Here is an 18,613-nt window from a genome sequence, read left to right as displayed (position 1 = left end):
CTGCGGCTCCTTACCTGAGTTTGCGGACCCGCTCACCCTGGCTAACCACATCGGTCAGTCGGATGCCGAATCGTTCGTTGACCACCACTACCTCGCCGTGCGCAACCAAGGTGCCGTTGACCATGACGTCCAACGGCTCGCCGGCCAGGCGATCCAGTTCGACCACAGAACCTTGGTTGAGCTGCAGCAGATTGCGAATATCGATCTGGGTCCGGCCGAGTTCCATGGACAGCGTGACCGGCACATCCAGAATGACGTCCAGGTTGACGTCCTCGTCTGTCCCGGCGTTGCCCGGCTCCGAATCCAGCTTATCGAGCGGCGCGCGTTCCACAGTTGCGACATCTTCAGTACGGCCATTGCCTTGTTCAGCCAAAGCGTCCGCCCAATCCGCACCGCTCTCCTGCTCCTTGATCTGATGGTTACTCATGTGCGCCTCCTCAGACTGATCAGAGATTGATACTGCGGAGCACGAATCGGCTCCGTGATTTTGACGGCCACGTTGCCGCCACTGCACCCGAGCCGACCGCGCAACACCGGAACCTCCGCGGCACGTAATACTACGGTTTCGGGCATCTCGATGGGGATGATGTCGCCGGGCTGCAGCCGCATGAGTTCGTGCAGACTGACCCTGGCTTCGGTCAGCCGACAAGAAAGCCTCACCGGCGCGCTCTTCATCTCCTCGCGCAGCGAGCGCACCCAGCGTTGATCGACATCGTTACGATCGCTTTGTACGCCGGCACTTAGGACGTCCCGGACGGGCTCGATCATGGTGTAGGGCAAGGTGATGTGGAGATCGCCACCGCCGCCGTTGAGCTCGACATGAAAGCGCGAGACGACGACAGCCTCCGAAGGCGAGACGATGTTCGCAAACTGCGGATTGACCTCCATGTTGAGAAATTCGAAATCCACCGGCAGCACCGGGTTCCAGGCTTCGCGCAAGTCGGCGAACCCCTGCTCGAGGACTTTGCGAATTACCCGCGTCTCCGTGGGTGTGAACTCGCGCCCTTCGATCTTGCTGAAATAGCGACCGTCACCGCCGAAGAAATTGTCGACCAGGATAAACACCAGCTTGGGATCGAGCACGCACAAGCCCGTACCCCGCAGCGGGGGCACCTTCACCAAATTGAGGCTGGTGGGTAGGTAAAGGGTGTGCACATACTCAGAGAACTTGAGCAGTTCCACACCAACGACGCTCACCTCCGCGGTCTTGCGCAGCATGTTGAACAGGCCGGTTCGAAGCAGCCGGGCAAAGCGTTCGTTAATCATCTCGAGCGTGGGCATCCGGCCCCGCACGATGCGGTCTTGGAACTGAAATTCATAGGCACTGATGCCCCCGCTGGGGGGCTCGGGCTCCGCCCCCTCGATCTCGCCCCCATCGATGCCATGCAGCAGCGCATCGATCTCTTCTTGGCTGAGAACATCTTGATTGGTCATCGCTATTGCATCACGAATGCTGTGAAATACACCGCCTCGATATGACCGGGCGCATCAACGCGATCGAGCACACTGTTGACCTCATCGAGGGTTTTCTGCCGCAGCCGCTCCATGCTTTCCCGACTGCTGAGCTCTTCATAGCTCTGAGTACTCAGCAGGATGAGGAGGCTGTTGCGGATCATGGGCAAATTAGCCTGTGCGGCATCGATGACGGATTGCTCGCGAGCCATCAGCTGCAGACCGGCCTGCAAATAGCCAACTCGACCGCGGCGATTGAAGTTGACCACCAGCGCCGGCTCCAACGGCAAATAGATGGGCGGTTTACGCGGAGCGCTCACCGAATCCTCGGTTGCGCTCGCATCCGCTGCGACGGCCGTTGCAGCTTGATTGCCGCCGAGATAGCCGGAGTAGTAAAGTCCCGCCACGCTACCGACGCCGATGAGCGCGGCCACGACCAGTATCAGGACAATGATCAGCCATGTGGCCAGGCCTGCTTGACGCTTGCTTAGACTGACTGCGGTCATCCGCCGCGCTCCTCTTCCCTGTAATTTGCAGCGCTCTCAATACCCTGTGCGGTCCAAGTCCAGGCATCACAGGACACCGGTTCGCCTACGGCTCGACTCAGGCGTAATGATCCACCAGCGAACGCCCTAAACGCAGCGGCCCCTCGCCCTGCACGGACTCGAGCGACTCCGGCACGCCGCTGACACTTGCCGGGATGAGTTCATCCGGTGCCGCACCCGGTGGTGGATAATTACCACCCCCGTGATCTTGGGAGACGTTGACGTCGACCGCACCAAATCCGGCATCGGCCAACAACCCGCGCAAGCGCGGCACATCGGCGGCCAACGCTTCGCGGGTAAGCGCGTGGTGCGCATTGAGAACGACGCTGAGCTGATCAGCCTGCAGCGTGACCGCAATATCCAGGGGACCGAGCCCCGGTGGATTGAGTAGCAAGCGGGCGTGATGAACCTCGTTTCGGACCATCCATTGCATTCGCTCACCGACGGCCGCTGCAAACCCCGCTTGGGTAACCGGCGTGCTCACCTGCAGGGTCGGCAGGCCCGCGCGATTCTCAGTGGATGACAAGCCAGCGGGAAGCGGCGCAACCGCGCCTTGCAATACAGACTGAAACGCCGCCGGCTCGTTCGACTCGGCGTCACTCCCTTGCTGCGCGGACTGCATGGCATCGCCGCCGGCGCGCAAGGCCGCCAATAAGCGCGCCGCCTGCTCGTCGACGCCCCGAACCGGCCCGCCGGCAGCCGTGCTCAACAAGCGCATCAACGCGCTCGGATCCGGCCTACCAGCGGCCACCGATGTGGTGGAACCCAAGGCAACCGAGCGATCCACCAGCCCGGCGAGTAACGGCAACAGGCCACCCGGCGCAATGGCGGGATAATCATCGCTGTGCTCTTTGAGCCAGGCCGCCAGGGTCTGCGGGTCGACACGGCGACCCGTTTCCTGTTCGATTTGAGCGGCCAAGGCCGTCAAAAACCTGTCCTCGACCGGGGGGGTGCCCGTAACCGTGGCAGTAGAGCCCGGTGCATCAAGGCGGCGCAATTGCAAGGCATTGGAAGGCATCATTTCAAATCCCCCCTTCATCGGCGTTCCCCTTGCCTCGAGCGACGCTGGGCCAGCGCGTCGTTGAGGCGTTGCTCACGGACGGCATCGGCACGCTGCTCCGTACGACGGTAACGCGCCACCAGCTGTTCCAGCGCGCGCGCGTTACCCCACTGATCCAACCAGGTGCGCCGCAGTTCTTCGACCTCGGCTGCCAAATGCGTGAGACTCTGTTGCTGGTGGCCGATGGCCTGATCGATACGGGCCAGAAAAGCGTTGTAGTCGCGCAGGCGATAGGCGTCGATGCCCTGCCCACCCGAGACCGTCAGCTTCTGCTCGTATTCCCGGCGAAATCCACGCAGCTGCGCCATGCGCTCGCCTTCCTGATCCAGCAGTTCGCGCTGCGCCGCATACGCTTGCGCCAGCTCCGTCGCGCGCGCACTGGCGAGATGATGGATCGGCTCCATACGCTTGGATCGTTTCATTGCTCGGACTCCGCGGTCTCCTGCTCCGATTCGCCGAGCAGATCCAGCAGTTCGGCGATGCTCTCTGCGAAATCCACCGCCTCATCGATGTCCTGGCGTAGATAGCGGACAAGCTCTGGTTGATAGGCCATCGCCTCATCGACGCGGGCGTTACTGCCCGCTTTGTAGGCGCCGACATTGATCAGATCCTGATTCTGCCGGTACAGCGAGTAGAGGTTTTTGAAGCGGTGCACGGCCTTGAGCTGCTCCGCCGTAATGATGTTCAGCATGGCGCGGCTGGCCGAAGCCTCGATATCGATGGCTGGATAATGCCCGGCATCGGCGAGCTCGCGGCTTAACACAACATGGCCATCGAGTATCGCGCGCGCCGCATCCGCCACCGGGTCATTGTGATCATCGCCTTCGGTCAGCACCGTGTAGAACGCCGTAATGGAGCCACCGTCAACGGGACCGTTGCCGGCCCGCTCCACCAGTTGGGGTAGCTTGGCGAAAACCGACGGTGGGTAGCCTTTGGTAGTGGGCGGCTCGCCGATGGCCAGCCCAATCTCGCGCTGTGCCTGCGCATAGCGGGTTAGAGAGTCCATGAGCAGCAGAACCTGACAACCGCGATCGCGGAAGTACTCGGCGATACTGGAGGTCAAAAGTGCGCCGTGCAGGCGCATCAGTGGGGAGGTATCGGCCGGCGCGGCGATCACGACGGCACGCGAGAGTCCCTCGTCTCCGAGGATATGGTCGATGAATTCCTTGACCTCGCGGCCGCGCTCGCCAATCAAGCCTACCACCACGATATCCGCCGTGGTGTAACGAGTCATCATGCCGAGCAACACACTCTTACCCACTCCACTACCCGCAAACAATCCCATGCGCTGCCCGCGGCCGACCGTCAACAATGCATTGATGGTGCGGATGCCGACATCGAGCGGTCGCTGAATCGGGGCTCGTAACAGGGGGTTGATCGAACGACCGACCAACGGCATCGTGGCATCGGCTCGAGGCAATTTTTTACCGTCGAGCGGCCGGCCGGCGCCATCGAGCACCCGGCCCAGCAAGCCCGTGCCCACCCGTGCCTCGCACGCTTCGGCATGCGGTATGACCCGGGCATTGGGTGTGAGTCCGTGCAATGACCCGGTAGGCATTAGATAAAGCTTATCGCCGGCAAAGCCCACCACTTCGACCTCCACTTGGGCGCCAGCCCCAGCGATAACCGTACAACGCGATCCTACGGCGGCCTGACATCCCTCGGCCTCGAGTGTGAGCCCCACCATACGCTGCAGCTGCCCCTCCACGACCAACGGCGGCCGACGCACTCGCTCGCGGTATTTGCGCAGCCGCTCAAGCCATTGTGTGCGCCGTTCAGCGCGGCGAGTCATACGCTTCTGCACCGAGTTCGCGACGTCGCCCATCACCGAGCCATTCGGCCGCCAGCGCCGTCAAGCGGTGCTCGAGCGTGGCATCGACACGGGAGCGAGCCGTATTGACGAGACACCCCCCCCGGGTGATGCTCGGGTCGTCTACTAACTGCCATACCATCTCGCCTTCGCCCAGCGTCTCGCGGATGAAAATCGCATCGTCCGGATGCACCTGGACCTTGACCTTCCGTGCCGAGAGCGGTAACAACGCGATCGCTTCGCGGATGACGCTCACGATCTCGCCCGGCTGGATCTGCAACTCACGGCGGATGATCTGTTGCGCCAAGCACAAGACCAGATGCACGAGCTCTTGCTCGGCGGCATCGTCGAGCTCGGTTGCGGGTTGCGCCAAACCATCGAGCAGTTCGCCCATACGCCGAACCAGCTCGCTCGCCTCGGCTTGCCCCTGAGCGAAGCCGGCCTCGTGCCCCTCACGGAAACCTGCTGCATGCCCTTCCCGGCGCCCCTCCTCGAAGGCTTCCGCGTAGGCTTCACGCTGGATTCGCTCAAGCACCTCGACGCTGACCCCAGAGGCACCGGAGGAAGTATTGCTTTGCCGCACCTCCTGGGTAGACGCAGCAGTAGACTCGGATACATCCGGCAAGTGCCAGGTATTCGCCTGGCCGCCCTCGCGCGCCGCCCGTGAAATGATTGCATCCGTCATCAGATATAGGCCTCCCCTGCCGCCCCGAGCGACAGTTGCCCCTCGTCAGCCAGACGTTTAGCGGCCGCCAGAATCTCCTTCTGCGCCGCCTCTACCTCACTCAGGCGCACCGCCCCTTTCGCTTCCAAGTCGTCACGCAACAACGTGGCGGCTCGCTGGGACATATTGTGAAAAATCTTATCCTTCACTCGGTCGTCGGCCCCCTTGAGCGCGAGCACCAACGTATCGGTATGATCTCGCGCAGCAGCAGCTGCACCCCACGGTTGTCGATTTCAGCAAGGTCGCCAAAGACCACCATCAGCTCCTGAATCGACTCGCTCAGATCCGGATCAATTTCCTGGATCTGTTCCATAATGCTGGCTTCGCTGGTGGAATCGAGTTGATTGAGAATGTTGGCAGCACTCTGCGCGCCGCCGAGCGTGGAGGAGTTGATCCGTTCCTTACCCGAGAACTGGCGCTCCATGACTTCGTCGAGCTCCTTGAGTGCGGCTGGCTGAATACCTTCCAGCGCAGCCACCCGCATGATGACATCGTGGCGTGCTCGTTCCGGCAGCCCACGCAACACCTGCGCCGCCTGATCCGGGTCGAGGTAAGCGAGCACAATCGCAATAATCTGGGGATGCTCGAGGCGGACCATCTCCACGATGGTTTTGGCGTCGAGCCATTTGAGCTGCTCCAGACCGCGCGTGTTGCCACCCATAAAAATCCGGTCGATGATGCTGCCGGCCTTGTCCTCCCCCAACGCCTTGACCATGACCGTACGGATGTACTCCATATTGCCGATCCCAAAAGACGTCTGTTCCTCGACCGTGGTCACGAAATCGCCGAGCACCCTGTTGACCTGCTCACGGGTCACATTTTCCAACGCCGACATGGCCGCCCCGAGCTGCTGCACCTCGCGCAGCCCCAGATGCCGCATGACCTTGGCGGCATCTTCCTCGCCGAGGCTCATCAGGAAGATAGCCGCCCGTTCGGCGCCGGTCATCGTGGTTTTACCGGCCTCACTCATTTTCTTGAGCCAACCAGTGTTTCATTACATTGGCCGCCACTGCAGGCTCTTTACCCACGACATCCCGGGCGATCTGCAGGCGATCGTTGTAATCGCTTACCGTGCCGAGCCGCTTGGGCTCGGCGGGTCCGGTAAGCGCGGCATCAGCATCGGCATCGGCACCACCATGAATTTGCGCCTGCGCCGCGGAATCGGGCCGCTCGGAACGATCCCGGCCGAGCAGGCCATGCACAAGCGGACGCACCACGGCCAGAATCAGCACCAAACCCAAGAGCGACGCCAACAGCAGCTTGCCCCCTTCCGACACCCAGGGCTGTTGCCATAGCGGCGTGTGTGCCGGCGGTGCCTCCTCGGGCGGTTGGAACGGTGAGCTGATAAGGTTGATCGTATCCCCGCGGTCCGCATCGAAGCCGACGACCTGCTTCACAAGCTCTGTGAGCTCGGCCAACTCAACTTGGGGATCAACTTGGGGAGGAGCCTGGGTTTTATCCTTGGTCTTCGCCGCGATTGCGGGGCGATCGAGCAGCACGGCTACCGAAAGCCGGGTGATCGCCCCTCGCGGTGTACGCACATGGTGGATCGTCTTGCTGATCTCGTAGTTGCGGGTGTGACTGATGCGGCTGTCCACCAACTCCGGGGCCGAGGTTTGGTTAGCCGCCTCCTGCTGATCGACCGGCTTACCCGACTTACCCGGCTGCGCCGGTTGCAGCGTGCCGGTACCCGGCGGCTGATTGCTAAGCGCACCCGGCACCCCAATGGCCTTCTGCGAGCGCTCGGTACGCTCCTTCATGCTCTGCTCGCTGCGCACTACGCTTTGCTCGGGTTGATACAGCTCTTCCGTTCGCTCTTGGGCCGAGAAATCGACACGTGCATTGACTTGGGCTTTCACATGGCCGGCACCGACAATCGGCGTCAGCAAGTCCTCGATCCGCCGCGCGTAGGCCTCCTCGACCCGGTGGCGAAAGGCAAGCTGCTGTACTGTCGCATTCAGCCCCTCGCCCTCATTTGCTACGCGGCTGAGCAGCCGGCCGCGCTGGTCGACGATCGTCACCGCGCTGGCCGTCATTGCGGGCACGGCGCTTGCCACCAAATGAGCGATGGCCAGAACTTGGCCGGAGCTCAGAACACGCCCAGGATAAAGCCCGATACTGACTGCCGCGCTGGGGGTTTTACGGTCACGTACGAATACTGAGCGCTCGGGAATGGCCAAATGCACGCGTGATCGTGCAACTGGATCCAGAGCGTCGATGGTCCGGGCCAGCTCGGTCTCCAATGCCCGCTGGAACCGGGCCGTCTCCATGAATTGGCTGGTGCCGAAGCCCTGCTCCTGGCGCAGGCTCTCGAAACCGACGCCACCCGTATGAGGCAACCCCTGCCCGGCAAGCTTCAGGCGTGCCTCGGACAGTCGCTGCGCCGGCACCAAAATAGCCCCGGAGTTCGTATCCAACCGATGCGGGATATTGGCCGTCTGCAGCGCATCGGCCACGGCGCTGGCGTCCTGCGTCGGAAGATTGGCGTAGAGGGCGCGATAGGTGGGCTCTTGCGCCCACATGAACAACGCCAACCCGGCGGCAACGGCCAGGGCAAGACCGATGATCAATCCCATCTGGCGCAGCGCCCGCTCGCCGAGGTATTCGCTCAGCAGAACACCGAGTCGGCCCCGCTCGTCATCTTTTTGACGCTGTGGCTTCAGATTGGTGTCTGCAGTAGGCGCCAGCGCCTGATTCGCCGCCATAGCACGTTATTCCTATCGTGTTCTATGGGATTACCCCACCCTCAAATCTGCATCCGCGAAATTTCCTGATAAGCCGTCAAGAGATGGTTGCGGACCTCCTTGATTGCTTCGAAGGCGACACGGGATTTCTGCCCTGCAATCATTACCTCGGTGAGTGGAACACCCTCACCGTTTAGAAAGGCATCGGTTTTTCGCCCTGTGTTTTGCTGTAAGTCGTTGACCGTCTCGATGGCCGATTGCAGCAATCCGGCGAAATCCGCAGGCCGGGAATCCACGGCCGCTTCGGATGGCAGCCTCCCTGCGGCCTGCGCCGCCAATGTCTGCATTTGCTGCAGCGCCTGTTGTATCCGTATATCGTTCATGGTCGGGCCTCACTGCGTAGCATCCGCTATTTCAAATGCATGAATCGAGCCATGCATTAAGGCCAAGGTGCTTAGGAGACATCCATACCCTCGCGTTGAATGCCGTATTTGCGCAGCTTCTCCACCAGCGTCGTGCGTCGCAGCCGCAGCAGCTTGGCGGCTCGCGCGACCACGCCATCGGTGAGGTCCAAGGCCTGCCGAATAAACCGTATTTCCATATCCGTCAGCCATTCCTTCAGATCGATCCCGTCGTCTGGTACCACAATCCGCGAAAGTGCATCAGCCGAGCCCAGCGCCGAATGATCCGCTGCCGACTGCGCGCCCGCCGCCTGCTGCTCGGCGGCGGCGTGCCGGGCATGCTCGAGTATCTTCTCTGGTAAATCCGCGACGCCCGCCTCGCCGTAGGGCCGGAGAATGGCAAGTCGCTCGATCAAATTGGCGAGCTCGCGGACGTTTCCGGGCCAACCGTACTGGCTCAGTACCGAGAGTGCCTGCGCCGTAAGGCGCACCACGCCCCGCCCTTCGGCCTCGATGCGCCGAATGAGTTCCTCGGCCAGCACCGGTAGATCCGCAATCCGCTGGCGCAACGCCGGTACCTCGATGGGGAAGACATTGAGCCGGTAGAACAGATCCTCTCGAAACGCATCCTGGGCAATCTGCACCTCGAGGTCACGGTGGGTGGCAGCGATGACCCGCACGTCGGCCTGGTGGGTCTTATTGCCACCAACACGCTCGTAGGTGCGTTCCTGCAAAACACGCAACAGCTTGACCTGCATGTGCAGACTCATATCGCCGATTTCGTCTAAAAATAGCGACCCGCCTTGGGCGAGCTCGAAGCGACCCCGGCGGCTTGAGACCGCACCGGTGAACGCTCCTTTCTCGTGACCGAAGAGCTCGCTCTCCAGCAGCTCGGTGGGTATGGCGCCGCAGTTGATCGGAACGAAGGGCTGATCTCGGCGGTTGGACTGGGCATGAATCTGGCGCGCCACGATCTCCTTGCCGGTGCCGGACTCGCCCAAAATCAGCACGGTAGCATCCGAACCGGCAACCTGCCCGATCAGCTGCCGGACTCGCTGCATGGCCGTGCTCTCCCCCACTAGGCGCGGGAGTGCCGCGAGCGCGGCTCTCTGAGCAGAGTCACCCTGTTGGGCATTGTGACTCAGCGCTTGACGCAGCGCCGCCGAGAGTTCCTGCTGGCGCAGCGGATACCCGAGCGTACCTAACACATTGCCCGCCAAAGCTCCGCCGTTGGGCGCTCGGACGCCACACGGACGCAGCAGAAAGACGGGTAGATTCGGCAACGTCTGCCCGAGTGCCGCAAGCCAAGCGCTCGTGCGAGCCTCACTCGGATCATCCGTGATCAAACCTAATGCATAGCCCGTCTGCTGTCCGATCGTCGCAAGCATTTCAGCGCGGGAAACGACCACCGGCTCGTGCTCGAGAAAGTGGATCACGGCCTCGATACCGCGCGCGCGATCGGCGTCTCTATCCAGCACCAGCACTTTGACCATTGCTACTAACGCGTCCTTAGCCTGTCCTCCTGTGCCAATGTATCGGCGATATGGAAAGAGGAATGTGATACGCGTCAAATGAACGACGCCCGACCGTTGCAGCCGCTACTACAGCCGCCCAGCAACCAAGCGTAAAAGCCGGCGCCTTAGCGCGAGAATCGACGATAGGCGTTAGCGGCCTGCCGGCCACGCTGAGCGTCGCGCATCGCGCGGGAGGCTTGGTCGCGATGCGCCTCGGCGAGCGTAATCAGCTCTTGATCCAAGTCGAGCACACGGCGGATGCAATCGGCCACGAGCGGCGCGGCGGTGCGCGGTACCGGGGTCGCAAAGATCGTACGAGAGAGCGCTTGGCGCTCCTCCTCGCGCTGAGCAAAGAGCACCCAATCACCTACGTGGCCCAAATCCAGCATCTCCCGGGTCAACTCCAGCAGACGTCGGGCGGCCCGCTCATGATCGTCGGCCGCGGCGATAGGCGCCGAATCAGTCGTGGGTGCCACGCTGCTCTGCCTGATGCCGGCCCACATCCCGCGCCTCCTGCGGAATTGCATCCCATCCCGATTTTAGCTCGCGGAGCAACCTGGCGACCTCATCGAGCGCTTGCTCGGCGTTATGCAGGCTCGCCTCGAGCAAGCGGCGCTGCATATACTCATAAAGCGCATCCAGATTGCCGGCAAACTGCGGGTCGAGCTCGTGATTCAAACTCCCGCGCAGCCCTTCCAGTATGGAGATCGCCTTACCGATGCGTTCCCCTTTCACGGCGATCTGCCCGATCTGCATGGCATGGCGTGCCTGCGCGACACGATCCAATGCGCCATCGAATAGCATGCCGATGAGCTGCCATGGGTCGGCATAGGTCACCGATTGATTGCCTACTTGCTGATATTGAGCAATGCCGGCGCGCGCGGTAAACATAGTCTGCGTCCCTCTATCCGTTACTCATTAGCCACCAGAGGTGCCGCCCGATTGGGCCAGCCTTTCGAGCCCCGGGAGCTGATTGTCGAGAAAACTGGCCGTCGTATTGAGCTGTGCAACCAGCGCATCCATGGCGTTGAACTGATTTAGATACCGCTGCCGAACCTGCTCCATACGCGCGGCGAGTTGGTCGCGATCCTCACCGATAGCATCGATCCGCTCTGAGAGGCTCTCGGTGAGCGAATCGAGCAGCCCGTCACCGTTAAGATAAACACCCAGGGTCGTATCGATCTGATCACTCAGTCCGCGGGTAAAGGTAAGCGTGCCAAGGGGGCCCGTTGACTGTCCGGTGATCTCGATTTTCAGCCCATCGGCCCGCCCCTCCTGTGCCGCTAGTAAGCGACCCGAACCCAACGCGGCAGCCCCGTCGATCGTCCCTTCGACATCCGCCCCCGTGCCGGTCTGCCCGCTGCTGAACCCAAGACTCGAAGGCGTGTTGGTCGCCACGGAGTTGAGCGTCACGGTGGACTCGCTACCATAGCGCGACGAGGCGATCAGAAAAGCGTCGCCACTGAAGGCCACGCTTACCCTTGCTCCGGCCTCTTTTAGATTTGCATCACCATTGATGCGGGCCTGCAGCTCGGCCGCCGCATCGCTACCGCTGGTATAGCTGCCGTGGGTCAACTGGATGGACTCGGAGGTCACACCGTTCACCGTAAGCTGCAGCGTGTCGTTGCTCGCGTCGATGACCAGCGGTGCTTCCGACGTAGGAGGCGCGATGCCCGCCCCCTGGATCGAGGCTTGCTGAGCGAGGCGAGTCACAGCGACCGCATATTCACCCGCCCGCGTCGCATCCGTATTGCCGACATAGCGGAAGCCGCTGCCATCGGCCAGGCCACCGATGCCAAACAACGCCCCTACTTCGTCGAAATGCGCCTCGAGCGCCCCACTCAGTTTGGCATCGTCGATGGCCAACGTGCCGTCACTGGCGGTTGTAATCCCCAAATCTGCCAGCGAGCGGATCGCCCGACCACTCAGCCCCGGGATCTCGGAGGTGGTCAGGCGAAACAGGCGCGAGTCGATTCCGCGCACTGTGGCATCGCCCTGGAGAACACCACCCTGCTTCTTCTCCGCGTCGAAGCTCGTAAGCTGGCTGATCTGCTGACGCAGCTGGTTGAAGGCATCGACAAAGCCCTGAATTTTTTCCTTGACCGTATCCGTGTCCTGCGTCACGTCGATGCGCGCTGCAGAGGTCGTGGTAGCTTGCACCGACAGCGTCAACCCCTCGATCAAATCGGTGATCTGGTTGCTGGCACGGCTCACCGCCAAGCCATTGACGATAAGCTGCGCGTCCTGACCGGCACGGGCCTGTTGCGATTGGGTTGCTGAAGTATTGAAGGCAAGCTGTGAGAGCCCGGCGGCGTCCGTATTGTTACCATCGTCGTCGGCGACCTCGATAACAAAGCCATTCGTGGCGCCCGTATCCGTAGTATTGAAGATCAGCCGCTCGCCGACACCGTCGTTGATGATGCTGGCGCTCACACCCGCATCGGCGTTATTGATGGCATCGCGGATACCCGCCAGGCTATTGACAGCCGCAGGAATGTCGATCGTGGCGACGGCCTTGTCCGGGTTCTGCTTAAAGCCGTTGACCGCGCCGTCGACATCGGTGGTAACGGTGCCGAAGCGCAGCGTCAACGTACCGGATCCCACCGGGGTGGCGGAAGTTGCAAAAGCCGCCGAGGCCACGGCTTGCGACTGCGCCAGCTGGTTCACCTCCAAATCAAGGCGCCCGACGGTCGCCGCAGAGGATGCCGACACGGCCACGGCTTCCGAGTTGCTTGAGGTCGCCTTCAGCACCCGGAAATCGCTCGCCTGTGACAAGCCTTGAACTTTATCTTGGAAACCGCTCAGGGCCGATTTCAAGTTGCCATAAGCGGATAGCTCCGCTTGCACCTGGGCCTCGCGCCGATTAAGCCGATTTTGTACCGGGGCCTGCTCTGCAGCCACCAGCTTGTCGACAAGGCCGCCGATGTCCAGACCGGAACCGATCCCTAGAGAGCTGATGCCTGCCATAGCTAACTCCTTATTCGTCTGCTCGAGTCGCTGTCACGGTTTGGCAGCAACCCGGCTGCCGAAACGGCTCACACTTACCCAAATATCGGCCCCGTATATCGGGGCTTGAGATGGCGCTGATCGCAAGGCTGGGGAAGTGGCGCACAATGCCGTTTGATTGTCGTGTTAGGCTTGGCCACGCAGCAAGACCCCTTCGGGCTGATCCAACCGTTCCGCGATATCCAAAACCTCATCCGGCGGAATCTGACGCACAAGCTCGCCGGTTGCGGCATTCAGCACCCGGATGATGGTTACGCCACTTTCTTTGTCGACACTGAACTCAAGATTCCGTTGGGCAACCTGTAGAAAATCACGGACCTTTTGAGCCGCCTCCGCAATGCTCTCTGCCGGCACGATCGCCCGCGCGCCATCCGTTTTATTCGCAACCTCAGTGGGGTTGATACGCTCCGCACGACTCGGTCGGCCACGAGCCGCCTCACCCTGATTTACCTCGGCATGCCTCATCACGGGCGGAATAGCCACGAGCGAGTCATTGATTGAGTTGGACATGACACAATCTCCGCTGCGAGAGCAGGGTGCCGGATAGCATTCCGGCACCCGCCTCCATGCCCGCCTCTTTTACTGCAGCAGGCTCAATACGTTCTGCGGCAGAGCGTTCGCCTGCTGCAGCACTGAAGTGCCGGCCTGTTGCAGAATCTGCGCCCGTGTCAGGGCCGCCGTCTCCTGGGCAAAATCCGCGTCCTGGATTCGTGACCGGGCCGCGGAGAGATTCTCCGAGCTCGTGCTCAGATTAGCGATAGTCGATTCGAACCGATTTTGGGTGGCCCCGAGTGTGCCCCGCAACGAGTTCACGGTAGTGAGTGCCGAGTCCACGCGGTTCAAGGCGTCATTGGCGCCATTGACCGTGGAGATGTCCAATGTGGCGACCGTGGTGGTATCTTTAGCGATGGTGTTATTGGCGTTCGCAAAGCCATACAGTGTGCCGTCGCCGGTAAGGACGATGTTATCGCTGGAGGTGAACGTTAAAGTTCCGCCGTTGACCGCAGTTGCATCAGTGCTGGTGGCCGTCGCATTTGCCACTGTACCGACTGTGCCGTCACGGAAAGTTACGCCATTGACGGTGGTTGACCCGCCACCGCCTGCTGTGATGCCGCCCCCGGCCGCGCCACCCAAATCCTGACCGATAATAATGTCGCGCCCGTCGGCCGCGCTTAGGCGCAAGTTTGCACCGCTTAACGACGCGGCCACGCCCGTATCCGTGGTCCTTGAATTGATGGCGTCCGCGATCTGCTGCGTGGTCAGCACGCCATTGGCTTGCTGATCGAAGCTCGCATAGACATCCGTGCCGTTGATACGCAAGCTGTAGGTATCGCCACCTGCCGTGCCGGTGGTGTCGGCGATAGCGAGTTCGATATTGTTTTTGGCGCTAACGGTCAGCCCGGCGACACCGGCGGCATTAATGGCCGCCGCCTTGGAGTAGGCGCTGCCTACGTTCTGGCCCGCGGCCGTCCCCGCCACAGAAGCGCCGATCGTTGCCACTTCCCCGCCACCGATTTGAACCGTTCCGCTGCCGGACAGGGCGGCGGTGGTTACCTCCGCCGTCGACGTACCTTGGGCAATCTGGCCAATCTGGTTGGTCCTTACACCTTGGGTTAGGTTGACTGAGATTGTCTCACCTGCGTTGGCACCGACTTGGAACTGCGAGTTGCCGAAGCTGCCGTCCAAAACCTTTAGCCCGTTGAATGCGGTCTGAGCGGCGATCCGGTCAATTTCGGCGATACGCTGTGCGACTTCCTGGTTCAATGCCTCCCGGTCTGCAGCCGTGTTGGTGGAGTTCGCGGATTGCACGGACAGCTCGCGAATGCGCTGCAGGTTGTTATTGATCCCCACCAGGGCGCCCTCGGCGGTCTGCGCCAGCGATATGCCATCGTTGGCATTTCGCGTTGCCTGATTCAGGCCTTTGATCTGTGAGGTAAAGCGCTCGGCGATAGCGAGCCCGGCGGCGTCGTCCTTGGCGCTGTTGATGCGCAAGCCGGAGGACAACCGCTGCAAGGACGTGCGCAGATCGCCCTGCGATTTGTCGAGATTTCGCTGCGCGTTGAGCGAGGCGATGTTGGTGTTGATTATCTGGGGCATGCTTAAACTCCTTGCTCCGATATATGCACGCCGGTCGTGCCGTTATGCCAGGGGACTCGGCGGTGTGTTCCAGTATCCTCAGGTGCTGTAACGGTCGGCCCCGACAAATCTTTAGCAGACCCGAGCCGCGCAACCGCGCTTGGCTCAGAACTCGTATCCCATACCGCGCGAATAACCCAAATCGGTCTTTTGGGTGTCGGGCGCGGGTTCATTGTTAAAGTCGACGTTTATCCGCAGCGTGCCGATGATCGTCATCGCCCGCCGTTTTCACTATTGAAACCATGCGACGCGGAGATCGTACGGCGCAATAGCAACACGTATTGCAGCGTGATTAGATTCTGACCAGTTCGTCTTAAATAATCGGGAACGGCGCTTGCAGAAGCGGCAACCCGCTGCCAGGGGGAATTTACCGCCGCCTCTTCAACGACAACAACGGAATCGACACGGCCATTCCACTGAACGACAATGGCAAACAGCCCGTCAGCCCGCTCCGGGCGTTTTGGAGTGAACGAACCCTACCTTAGGTGAATCTGTCGACGATGAGCGAGTTGGATATCCGTTGGAAGCAGCGCCTGGCGAACTACCGAAAGGCGATGACCCAGATCAGCAATGCGGTGGATCTGGCACGGACAAGGCCGCTTTCCGAATTGGAGCGCCAGGGCTTGATCCAGGCCTTCGAGTTCACCCACGAGCTCGCATGGAAAGTGATGAAGGATTACTTCATCTACCAGGGCAATACGACAATCACCGGGTCCAGGGATGCAATACGCGAGGCATTCAGCACGGGATTGATCGAAGACGGCGAAGGATGGATGGAAACGATCCAGAGCCGCAACCGGAGCGTGCACGCATACAACGAACGAATCGCTGCGGAAATTGCTGGACGCATCACGGAGCGGTATCGGGAGCTCTTTGTGCAGTTCCTCAAGCGCATGGAACAGCTGGAGAGGCAAAAGTGACCGGCGCCGTCAAACAGCCTTCCGGCTTGCCCCCTCATGTTTTGGAGCAACTGAAGGCGGTTTTTCGTGCCTGGTCGCGGATTGAGCGCGTCATCCTGTACGGCTCGCGGGCCAAAGGTAACTATCGCAGAGGGTCGGACATCGACCTGTGCCTTGAGGGCCAAGCACTGGAAGTTGCAGATCTGCTGAAACTGGATGCGCAGATCGATGATCTTCTGCTGCCATGGAAAGTCGACCTCTCGCTGAAGCACATGATCGACAACCCAAACCTGCTGGCGCATATCGCGCGCGTCGGCGTCCCGATTTACAGCGCGGAATGAAACCCGGCGGCGTTTCCAGACTTGGCGCGGCGCCGCCCTTTGATCGCTCCAGGATAGGCGATACGGTCCAGCTGACACCTGGGGTTGGTGCCGGGGCGAGAGATGCCGAGAATGACAACGGGCGAGTGGTCGTCATCGATCACGTAATTTACGTGTTACACGTTTCGCCGTGCAACCCGGGGCTGGGCTCATGAAACAGAACATTACGCTATCGTTCGACAAGGAATTACTGAGGAAATTTCGGATTATTGCCGCCAAGCGCTCGACCTCCGTAAGCCGGCTGCTTGCGGATGAGCTGGCCGATCTCGTCGAGAAATCCGAACAGTACGAGCAGTCTAAATGTCATGCGCTCGCGGTGCTTGATGCAGGATTCCACTTTGGCGGTCAACGCGTTCCTCGAAACACTCTCCATGAGCGGTAAACAATTCGGCGACACCACACCGTTCCGGAGAGGTATCGATCCTCGCCGACGTTCAGGATTTTGTCCGGATGCATTAGCTACAATACTGGACGGATGGCGACTTGGCGTCCGCAATGATACGGGACCTGACAATCTTGGCCGTGATGTTACATGCGTCCCATTGCTGCTGCGGAGCTACATTTTGTAGTAACGTACCTACTTGCATTGCAAGCCGGAGCGCAGCATGAGTATCACCACGCTCTCTAGCCGAGAGTTCAATCGGGATGCCAGTCGGGCAAAGAAAGCGGCTAGGAATGGCCCAGTGTTCATCACCGACCGCGGCCGAGCCTCGCATGTGCTGCTCACCATTGAGGAGTACCAGCGGATCACGGGCAATCAGGCGAGCCTCGTTGAGGCGCTAGCTATGCCTGGCATTGCGGACATCGAATTCGAGCCGCCCCGCTTGAGCGATGATCTTTATCGGCCGGCGGACTTGTCCTGATGTACTTGCTTGATACCAATATCGTTTCCGAGTTGCGAAAAGCGAAAGCGGGCAAGGCGAACAAGAACGTCAAAGCCTGGGGTGAAAGCGTATCGGCAACCAGCCTGTACCTGTCGGCCATTGCCATCCTGGAGCTCGAAATGGGGGTGCTCCTGATCGAGCGCCGCGACCCATTGCAGGGGAAGATGCTCCGCACATGGCTCGACGACTACGTGTTGCCAGCATTCTCCGAGCGCATTCTCGCCGTCGATACCGCCGTTGCCCGGCGCTGCGCAAAGTTGCATGTGCCAAACCGGCCATCGGACCGAGACGCACTCATAGCGGCAACCGCGCTAGTTCATGGAATGGCGATCGTGACGCGGAACGTGGCCGATTTCGAGCCTACAGGCGTTGAGGTATTTAACCCATGGGGAGAAGAATAGCGGCAAGGTGCCAACCGGCAATGCCTCGCCACGCGTAAGCGCAGAGTACGCATTGGTGTCCAGCAGCAATTTCACTGCCATTGTTCCGCATCGATCTCCTCGAATACCGCTACCGCATTATCGAAGTCTGCGGCTTTCTCAGCGCTCCAGGAACCGATGAAATCGTCCAGACGGTCGCCGATCATATTCGAGTCTGGAGCCGCGTGCTCCAACCCCGAGCCACGGCGCATGAGCTTCAATGATGTCTCTCCCCGCGCCGGCGCTGCCGTGCGAAGCCCAAACCCGCACGCTGCGCACAATTCTGCCGATCAACGCCTTCAAGGCATCAGCTCAACAGGCTCCGGACGGTCAGCAAAAACCCGAGCATGCCAACCACCGCCGCGACGATCATCAACCCCCGCTCCCAACCGGGTTGCACACCCGCTGGGCCCCGGGTGTGAGTAACGATGATCGGCCCGTTGGCATCGCCACCGACCCCGACACTGCCATTCTTGGCCGTGACCTTGGTCTTGCTCGAGCGCCGCGTACCGAGGAAAAGACCCACCAGCGCGGCGGCCAGCATCAGCACCACGCCAACGCTCAATTCCAGCATGCGGGTTCCCTCCTGACCTTCGATGATCCCGCGGATTAAAGGGAAAACCAATGCGGCTCAATTCGATCGGCGCACCAGGAGCCTCGCCAAGACACGTTCGCGTTAGCTCCGCTATGAATAACCGG

The 18,613-nt window shown here is 60.9% G+C and carries 22 protein-coding genes and 1 pseudogene; 5 read left to right on the top strand and 18 right to left on the bottom strand.

The genetic code is table 11. From position 1 onward, the window contains the following. Positions 1 to 10: 10 nt before the first annotated feature. The 16 genes and pseudogenes from fliN to NB231_RS01945 all read right to left on the bottom strand — a co-directional run bounded on the left by fliN (position 11) and on the right by NB231_RS01945 (position 15,293). Positions 11 to 427, bottom strand: coding sequence for a flagellar motor switch protein FliN (gene fliN / locus NB231_RS02020; protein ID WP_004999319.1), 417 nt, complete (start codon positions 425 to 427; stop codon positions 11 to 13). Continuing rightward, positions 424 to 1,434 (bottom strand): flagellar motor switch protein FliM, encoded by a 1,011-nt coding sequence (fliM, locus tag NB231_RS02015; RefSeq protein ID WP_004999315.1) that lies wholly within the window; start codon positions 1,432 to 1,434, stop codon positions 424 to 426. The genes fliN and fliM overlap by 4 nt, the downstream gene beginning before the upstream one ends. 2 nt (positions 1,435 to 1,436) lie before the next feature. Further along, on the bottom strand, positions 1,437 to 1,958 hold the full coding sequence (locus tag NB231_RS02010) for a flagellar basal body-associated FliL family protein (RefSeq protein WP_004999314.1): 522 nt from the start codon (positions 1,956 to 1,958) through the stop codon (positions 1,437 to 1,439). 97 nt (positions 1,959 to 2,055) lie between these two features. Next, positions 2,056 to 3,036 (bottom strand): flagellar hook-length control protein FliK, encoded by a 981-nt coding sequence (locus NB231_RS02005; protein WP_040661593.1) that lies wholly within the window; start codon positions 3,034 to 3,036, stop codon positions 2,056 to 2,058. Continuing rightward, positions 3,033 to 3,479 carry a flagellar export protein FliJ gene (gene fliJ, locus NB231_RS02000; RefSeq protein WP_004999311.1) on the bottom strand — a complete coding sequence of 149 codons (447 nt, stop codon included), beginning with the start codon at positions 3,477 to 3,479 and terminating at the stop codon, positions 3,033 to 3,035. The genes NB231_RS02005 and fliJ overlap by 4 nt, the downstream gene beginning before the upstream one ends. Then, a complete protein-coding gene (gene fliI / locus NB231_RS01995; RefSeq protein ID WP_004999310.1) occupies positions 3,476 to 4,849 on the bottom strand; it encodes a flagellar protein export ATPase FliI in 1,374 nt (457 codons plus the stop codon). Before fliI ends, fliJ begins: the two co-directional genes overlap by 4 nt. Continuing rightward, a complete protein-coding gene (locus NB231_RS01990; RefSeq protein WP_004999308.1) occupies positions 4,833 to 5,552 on the bottom strand; it encodes a flagellar assembly protein FliH in 720 nt (239 codons plus the stop codon). The genes fliI and NB231_RS01990 overlap by 17 nt, the downstream gene beginning before the upstream one ends. After that, a pseudogene (gene fliG, locus NB231_RS01985) lies at positions 5,552 to 6,561 on the bottom strand (flagellar motor switch protein FliG). Before fliG ends, NB231_RS01990 begins: the two are co-directional and overlap by 1 nt. Beyond that, positions 6,554 to 8,296 (bottom strand): flagellar basal-body MS-ring/collar protein FliF, encoded by a 1,743-nt coding sequence (fliF, locus tag NB231_RS01980; RefSeq protein WP_004999303.1) that lies wholly within the window; start codon positions 8,294 to 8,296, stop codon positions 6,554 to 6,556. The pseudogene fliG and the gene fliF overlap by 8 nt, the downstream one beginning before the upstream one ends. Positions 8,297 to 8,337: 41 nt before the next feature. Next, on the bottom strand, positions 8,338 to 8,658 hold the full coding sequence (fliE, locus tag NB231_RS01975; RefSeq protein WP_004999302.1) for a flagellar hook-basal body complex protein FliE: 321 nt from the start codon (positions 8,656 to 8,658) through the stop codon (positions 8,338 to 8,340). A 71-nt stretch (positions 8,659 to 8,729) separates the two neighbouring features. Beyond that, a complete protein-coding gene (locus NB231_RS01970; protein WP_004999300.1) occupies positions 8,730 to 10,169 on the bottom strand; it encodes a sigma-54 dependent transcriptional regulator in 1,440 nt (479 codons plus the stop codon). 146 nt (positions 10,170 to 10,315) lie between these two features. Then, a complete protein-coding gene (locus NB231_RS01965; protein WP_004999299.1) occupies positions 10,316 to 10,666 on the bottom strand; it encodes a flagellar protein FliT in 351 nt (116 codons plus the stop codon). Further along, positions 10,650 to 11,081, bottom strand: coding sequence for a flagellar export chaperone FliS (gene fliS / locus NB231_RS01960; protein WP_004999298.1), 432 nt, complete (start codon positions 11,079 to 11,081; stop codon positions 10,650 to 10,652). Before fliS ends, NB231_RS01965 begins: the two co-directional genes overlap by 17 nt. A 27-nt stretch (positions 11,082 to 11,108) precedes the next feature. Next, a complete protein-coding gene (gene fliD, locus NB231_RS01955) occupies positions 11,109 to 13,157 on the bottom strand; it encodes a flagellar filament capping protein FliD (RefSeq protein WP_004999297.1) in 2,049 nt (682 codons plus the stop codon). Between the two features lie 165 nt (positions 13,158 to 13,322). Continuing rightward, on the bottom strand, positions 13,323 to 13,706 hold the full coding sequence (locus NB231_RS16560) for a flagellar protein FlaG (RefSeq protein ID WP_004999296.1): 384 nt from the start codon (positions 13,704 to 13,706) through the stop codon (positions 13,323 to 13,325). Positions 13,707 to 13,775: 69 nt separating this feature from the next. Beyond that, a complete protein-coding gene (locus NB231_RS01945; protein WP_004999295.1) occupies positions 13,776 to 15,293 on the bottom strand; it encodes a flagellin N-terminal helical domain-containing protein in 1,518 nt (505 codons plus the stop codon). Positions 15,294 to 15,832: 539 nt separating this feature from the next. Here NB231_RS01945 and NB231_RS01940 point away from each other — a divergent pair. From NB231_RS01940 to NB231_RS01925, 5 genes are all read left to right on the top strand, one after another. Beyond that, positions 15,833 to 16,252 (top strand): nucleotidyltransferase substrate binding protein, encoded by a 420-nt coding sequence (locus tag NB231_RS01940; RefSeq protein ID WP_004999293.1) that lies wholly within the window; start codon positions 15,833 to 15,835, stop codon positions 16,250 to 16,252. Then, on the top strand, positions 16,249 to 16,572 hold the full coding sequence (locus tag NB231_RS01935; protein WP_004999292.1) for a nucleotidyltransferase family protein: 324 nt from the start codon (positions 16,249 to 16,251) through the stop codon (positions 16,570 to 16,572). Before NB231_RS01940 ends, NB231_RS01935 begins: the two co-directional genes overlap by 4 nt. A 190-nt stretch (positions 16,573 to 16,762) precedes the next feature. Next, positions 16,763 to 16,993 carry a hypothetical protein gene (locus NB231_RS17300; RefSeq protein WP_084766198.1) on the top strand — a complete coding sequence of 77 codons (231 nt, stop codon included), beginning with the start codon at positions 16,763 to 16,765 and terminating at the stop codon, positions 16,991 to 16,993. 223 nt (positions 16,994 to 17,216) lie between these two features. Continuing rightward, positions 17,217 to 17,474 (top strand): type II toxin-antitoxin system Phd/YefM family antitoxin, encoded by a 258-nt coding sequence (locus NB231_RS01930; protein WP_004999288.1) that lies wholly within the window; start codon positions 17,217 to 17,219, stop codon positions 17,472 to 17,474. Further along, positions 17,474 to 17,896, top strand: a complete 423-nt coding sequence (locus tag NB231_RS01925; protein WP_004999287.1) for a type II toxin-antitoxin system VapC family toxin — start codon at positions 17,474 to 17,476, stop codon at positions 17,894 to 17,896. Before NB231_RS01930 ends, NB231_RS01925 begins: the two co-directional genes overlap by 1 nt. A gap of 71 nt (positions 17,897 to 17,967) precedes the next feature. On the opposite strand, the gene NB231_RS18195 is transcribed toward NB231_RS01925, so the two are convergent. Then, positions 17,968 to 18,135 (bottom strand): hypothetical protein, encoded by a 168-nt coding sequence (locus tag NB231_RS18195; protein WP_156776860.1) that lies wholly within the window; start codon positions 18,133 to 18,135, stop codon positions 17,968 to 17,970. An 86-nt stretch (positions 18,136 to 18,221) separates the two neighbouring features. Next, positions 18,222 to 18,488 carry a hypothetical protein gene (locus NB231_RS01920; protein ID WP_004999285.1) on the bottom strand — a complete coding sequence of 89 codons (267 nt, stop codon included), beginning with the start codon at positions 18,486 to 18,488 and terminating at the stop codon, positions 18,222 to 18,224. Positions 18,489 to 18,613: the final 125 nt, after the last annotated feature.

Origin of the sequence: Nitrococcus mobilis Nb-231 (assembly GCF_000153205.1) — a bacterium.
GTDB lineage: Bacteria > Pseudomonadota > Gammaproteobacteria > Nitrococcales > Nitrococcaceae > Nitrococcus > Nitrococcus mobilis.
The sequence above is the reverse complement of the archived record's forward strand: the minus strand, read 5'-3'. Positions and strand labels throughout refer to the sequence as shown.

Excerpts from the sequence above, each read along its gene's own strand:
- fliN (WP_004999319.1), bottom strand. The coding sequence starts at position 427 with ATGAGTAACCATCAGATCAAGGAGCAGGAGAGCGGTGCGGATTGGGCG.
- fliM (WP_004999315.1), bottom strand. The coding sequence starts at position 1,434 with ATGACCAATCAAGATGTTCTCAGCCAAGAAGAGATCGATGCGCTGCTG.
- NB231_RS02010 (WP_004999314.1), bottom strand. The coding sequence starts at position 1,958 with ATGACCGCAGTCAGTCTAAGCAAGCGTCAAGCAGGCCTGGCCACATGG.
- NB231_RS02005 (WP_040661593.1), bottom strand. The coding sequence starts at position 3,036 with ATGAAGGGGGGATTTGAAATGATGCCTTCCAATGCCTTGCAATTGCGC.
- fliJ (WP_004999311.1), bottom strand. The coding sequence starts at position 3,479 with ATGAAACGATCCAAGCGTATGGAGCCGATCCATCATCTCGCCAGTGCG.
- fliI (WP_004999310.1), bottom strand. The coding sequence starts at position 4,849 with ATGACTCGCCGCGCTGAACGGCGCACACAATGGCTTGAGCGGCTGCGC.
- NB231_RS01990 (WP_004999308.1), bottom strand. The coding sequence starts at position 5,552 with ATGACGGATGCAATCATTTCACGGGCGGCGCGCGAGGGCGGCCAGGCG.
- fliF (WP_004999303.1), bottom strand. The coding sequence starts at position 8,296 with ATGGCGGCGAATCAGGCGCTGGCGCCTACTGCAGACACCAATCTGAAG.
- fliE (WP_004999302.1), bottom strand. The coding sequence starts at position 8,658 with ATGAACGATATACGGATACAACAGGCGCTGCAGCAAATGCAGACATTG.
- NB231_RS01970 (WP_004999300.1), bottom strand. The coding sequence starts at position 10,169 with ATGGTCAAAGTGCTGGTGCTGGATAGAGACGCCGATCGCGCGCGCGGT.
- fliS (WP_004999298.1), bottom strand. The coding sequence starts at position 11,081 with ATGTTTACCGCGCGCGCCGGCATTGCTCAATATCAGCAAGTAGGCAAT.
- fliD (WP_004999297.1), bottom strand. The coding sequence starts at position 13,157 with ATGGCAGGCATCAGCTCTCTAGGGATCGGTTCCGGTCTGGACATCGGC.
- NB231_RS16560 (WP_004999296.1), bottom strand. The coding sequence starts at position 13,706 with ATGTCCAACTCAATCAATGACTCGCTCGTGGCTATTCCGCCCGTGATG.
- NB231_RS01945 (WP_004999295.1), bottom strand. The coding sequence starts at position 15,293 with ATGCCCCAGATAATCAACACCAACATCGCCTCGCTCAACGCGCAGCGA.
- NB231_RS01940 (WP_004999293.1), top strand. The coding sequence starts at position 15,833 with ATGAGCGAGTTGGATATCCGTTGGAAGCAGCGCCTGGCGAACTACCGA.
- NB231_RS17300 (WP_084766198.1), top strand. The coding sequence starts at position 16,763 with ATGAAACAGAACATTACGCTATCGTTCGACAAGGAATTACTGAGGAAA.
- NB231_RS01930 (WP_004999288.1), top strand. The coding sequence starts at position 17,217 with ATGAGTATCACCACGCTCTCTAGCCGAGAGTTCAATCGGGATGCCAGT.
- NB231_RS01925 (WP_004999287.1), top strand. The coding sequence starts at position 17,474 with ATGTACTTGCTTGATACCAATATCGTTTCCGAGTTGCGAAAAGCGAAA.
- NB231_RS01920 (WP_004999285.1), bottom strand. The coding sequence starts at position 18,488 with ATGCTGGAATTGAGCGTTGGCGTGGTGCTGATGCTGGCCGCCGCGCTG.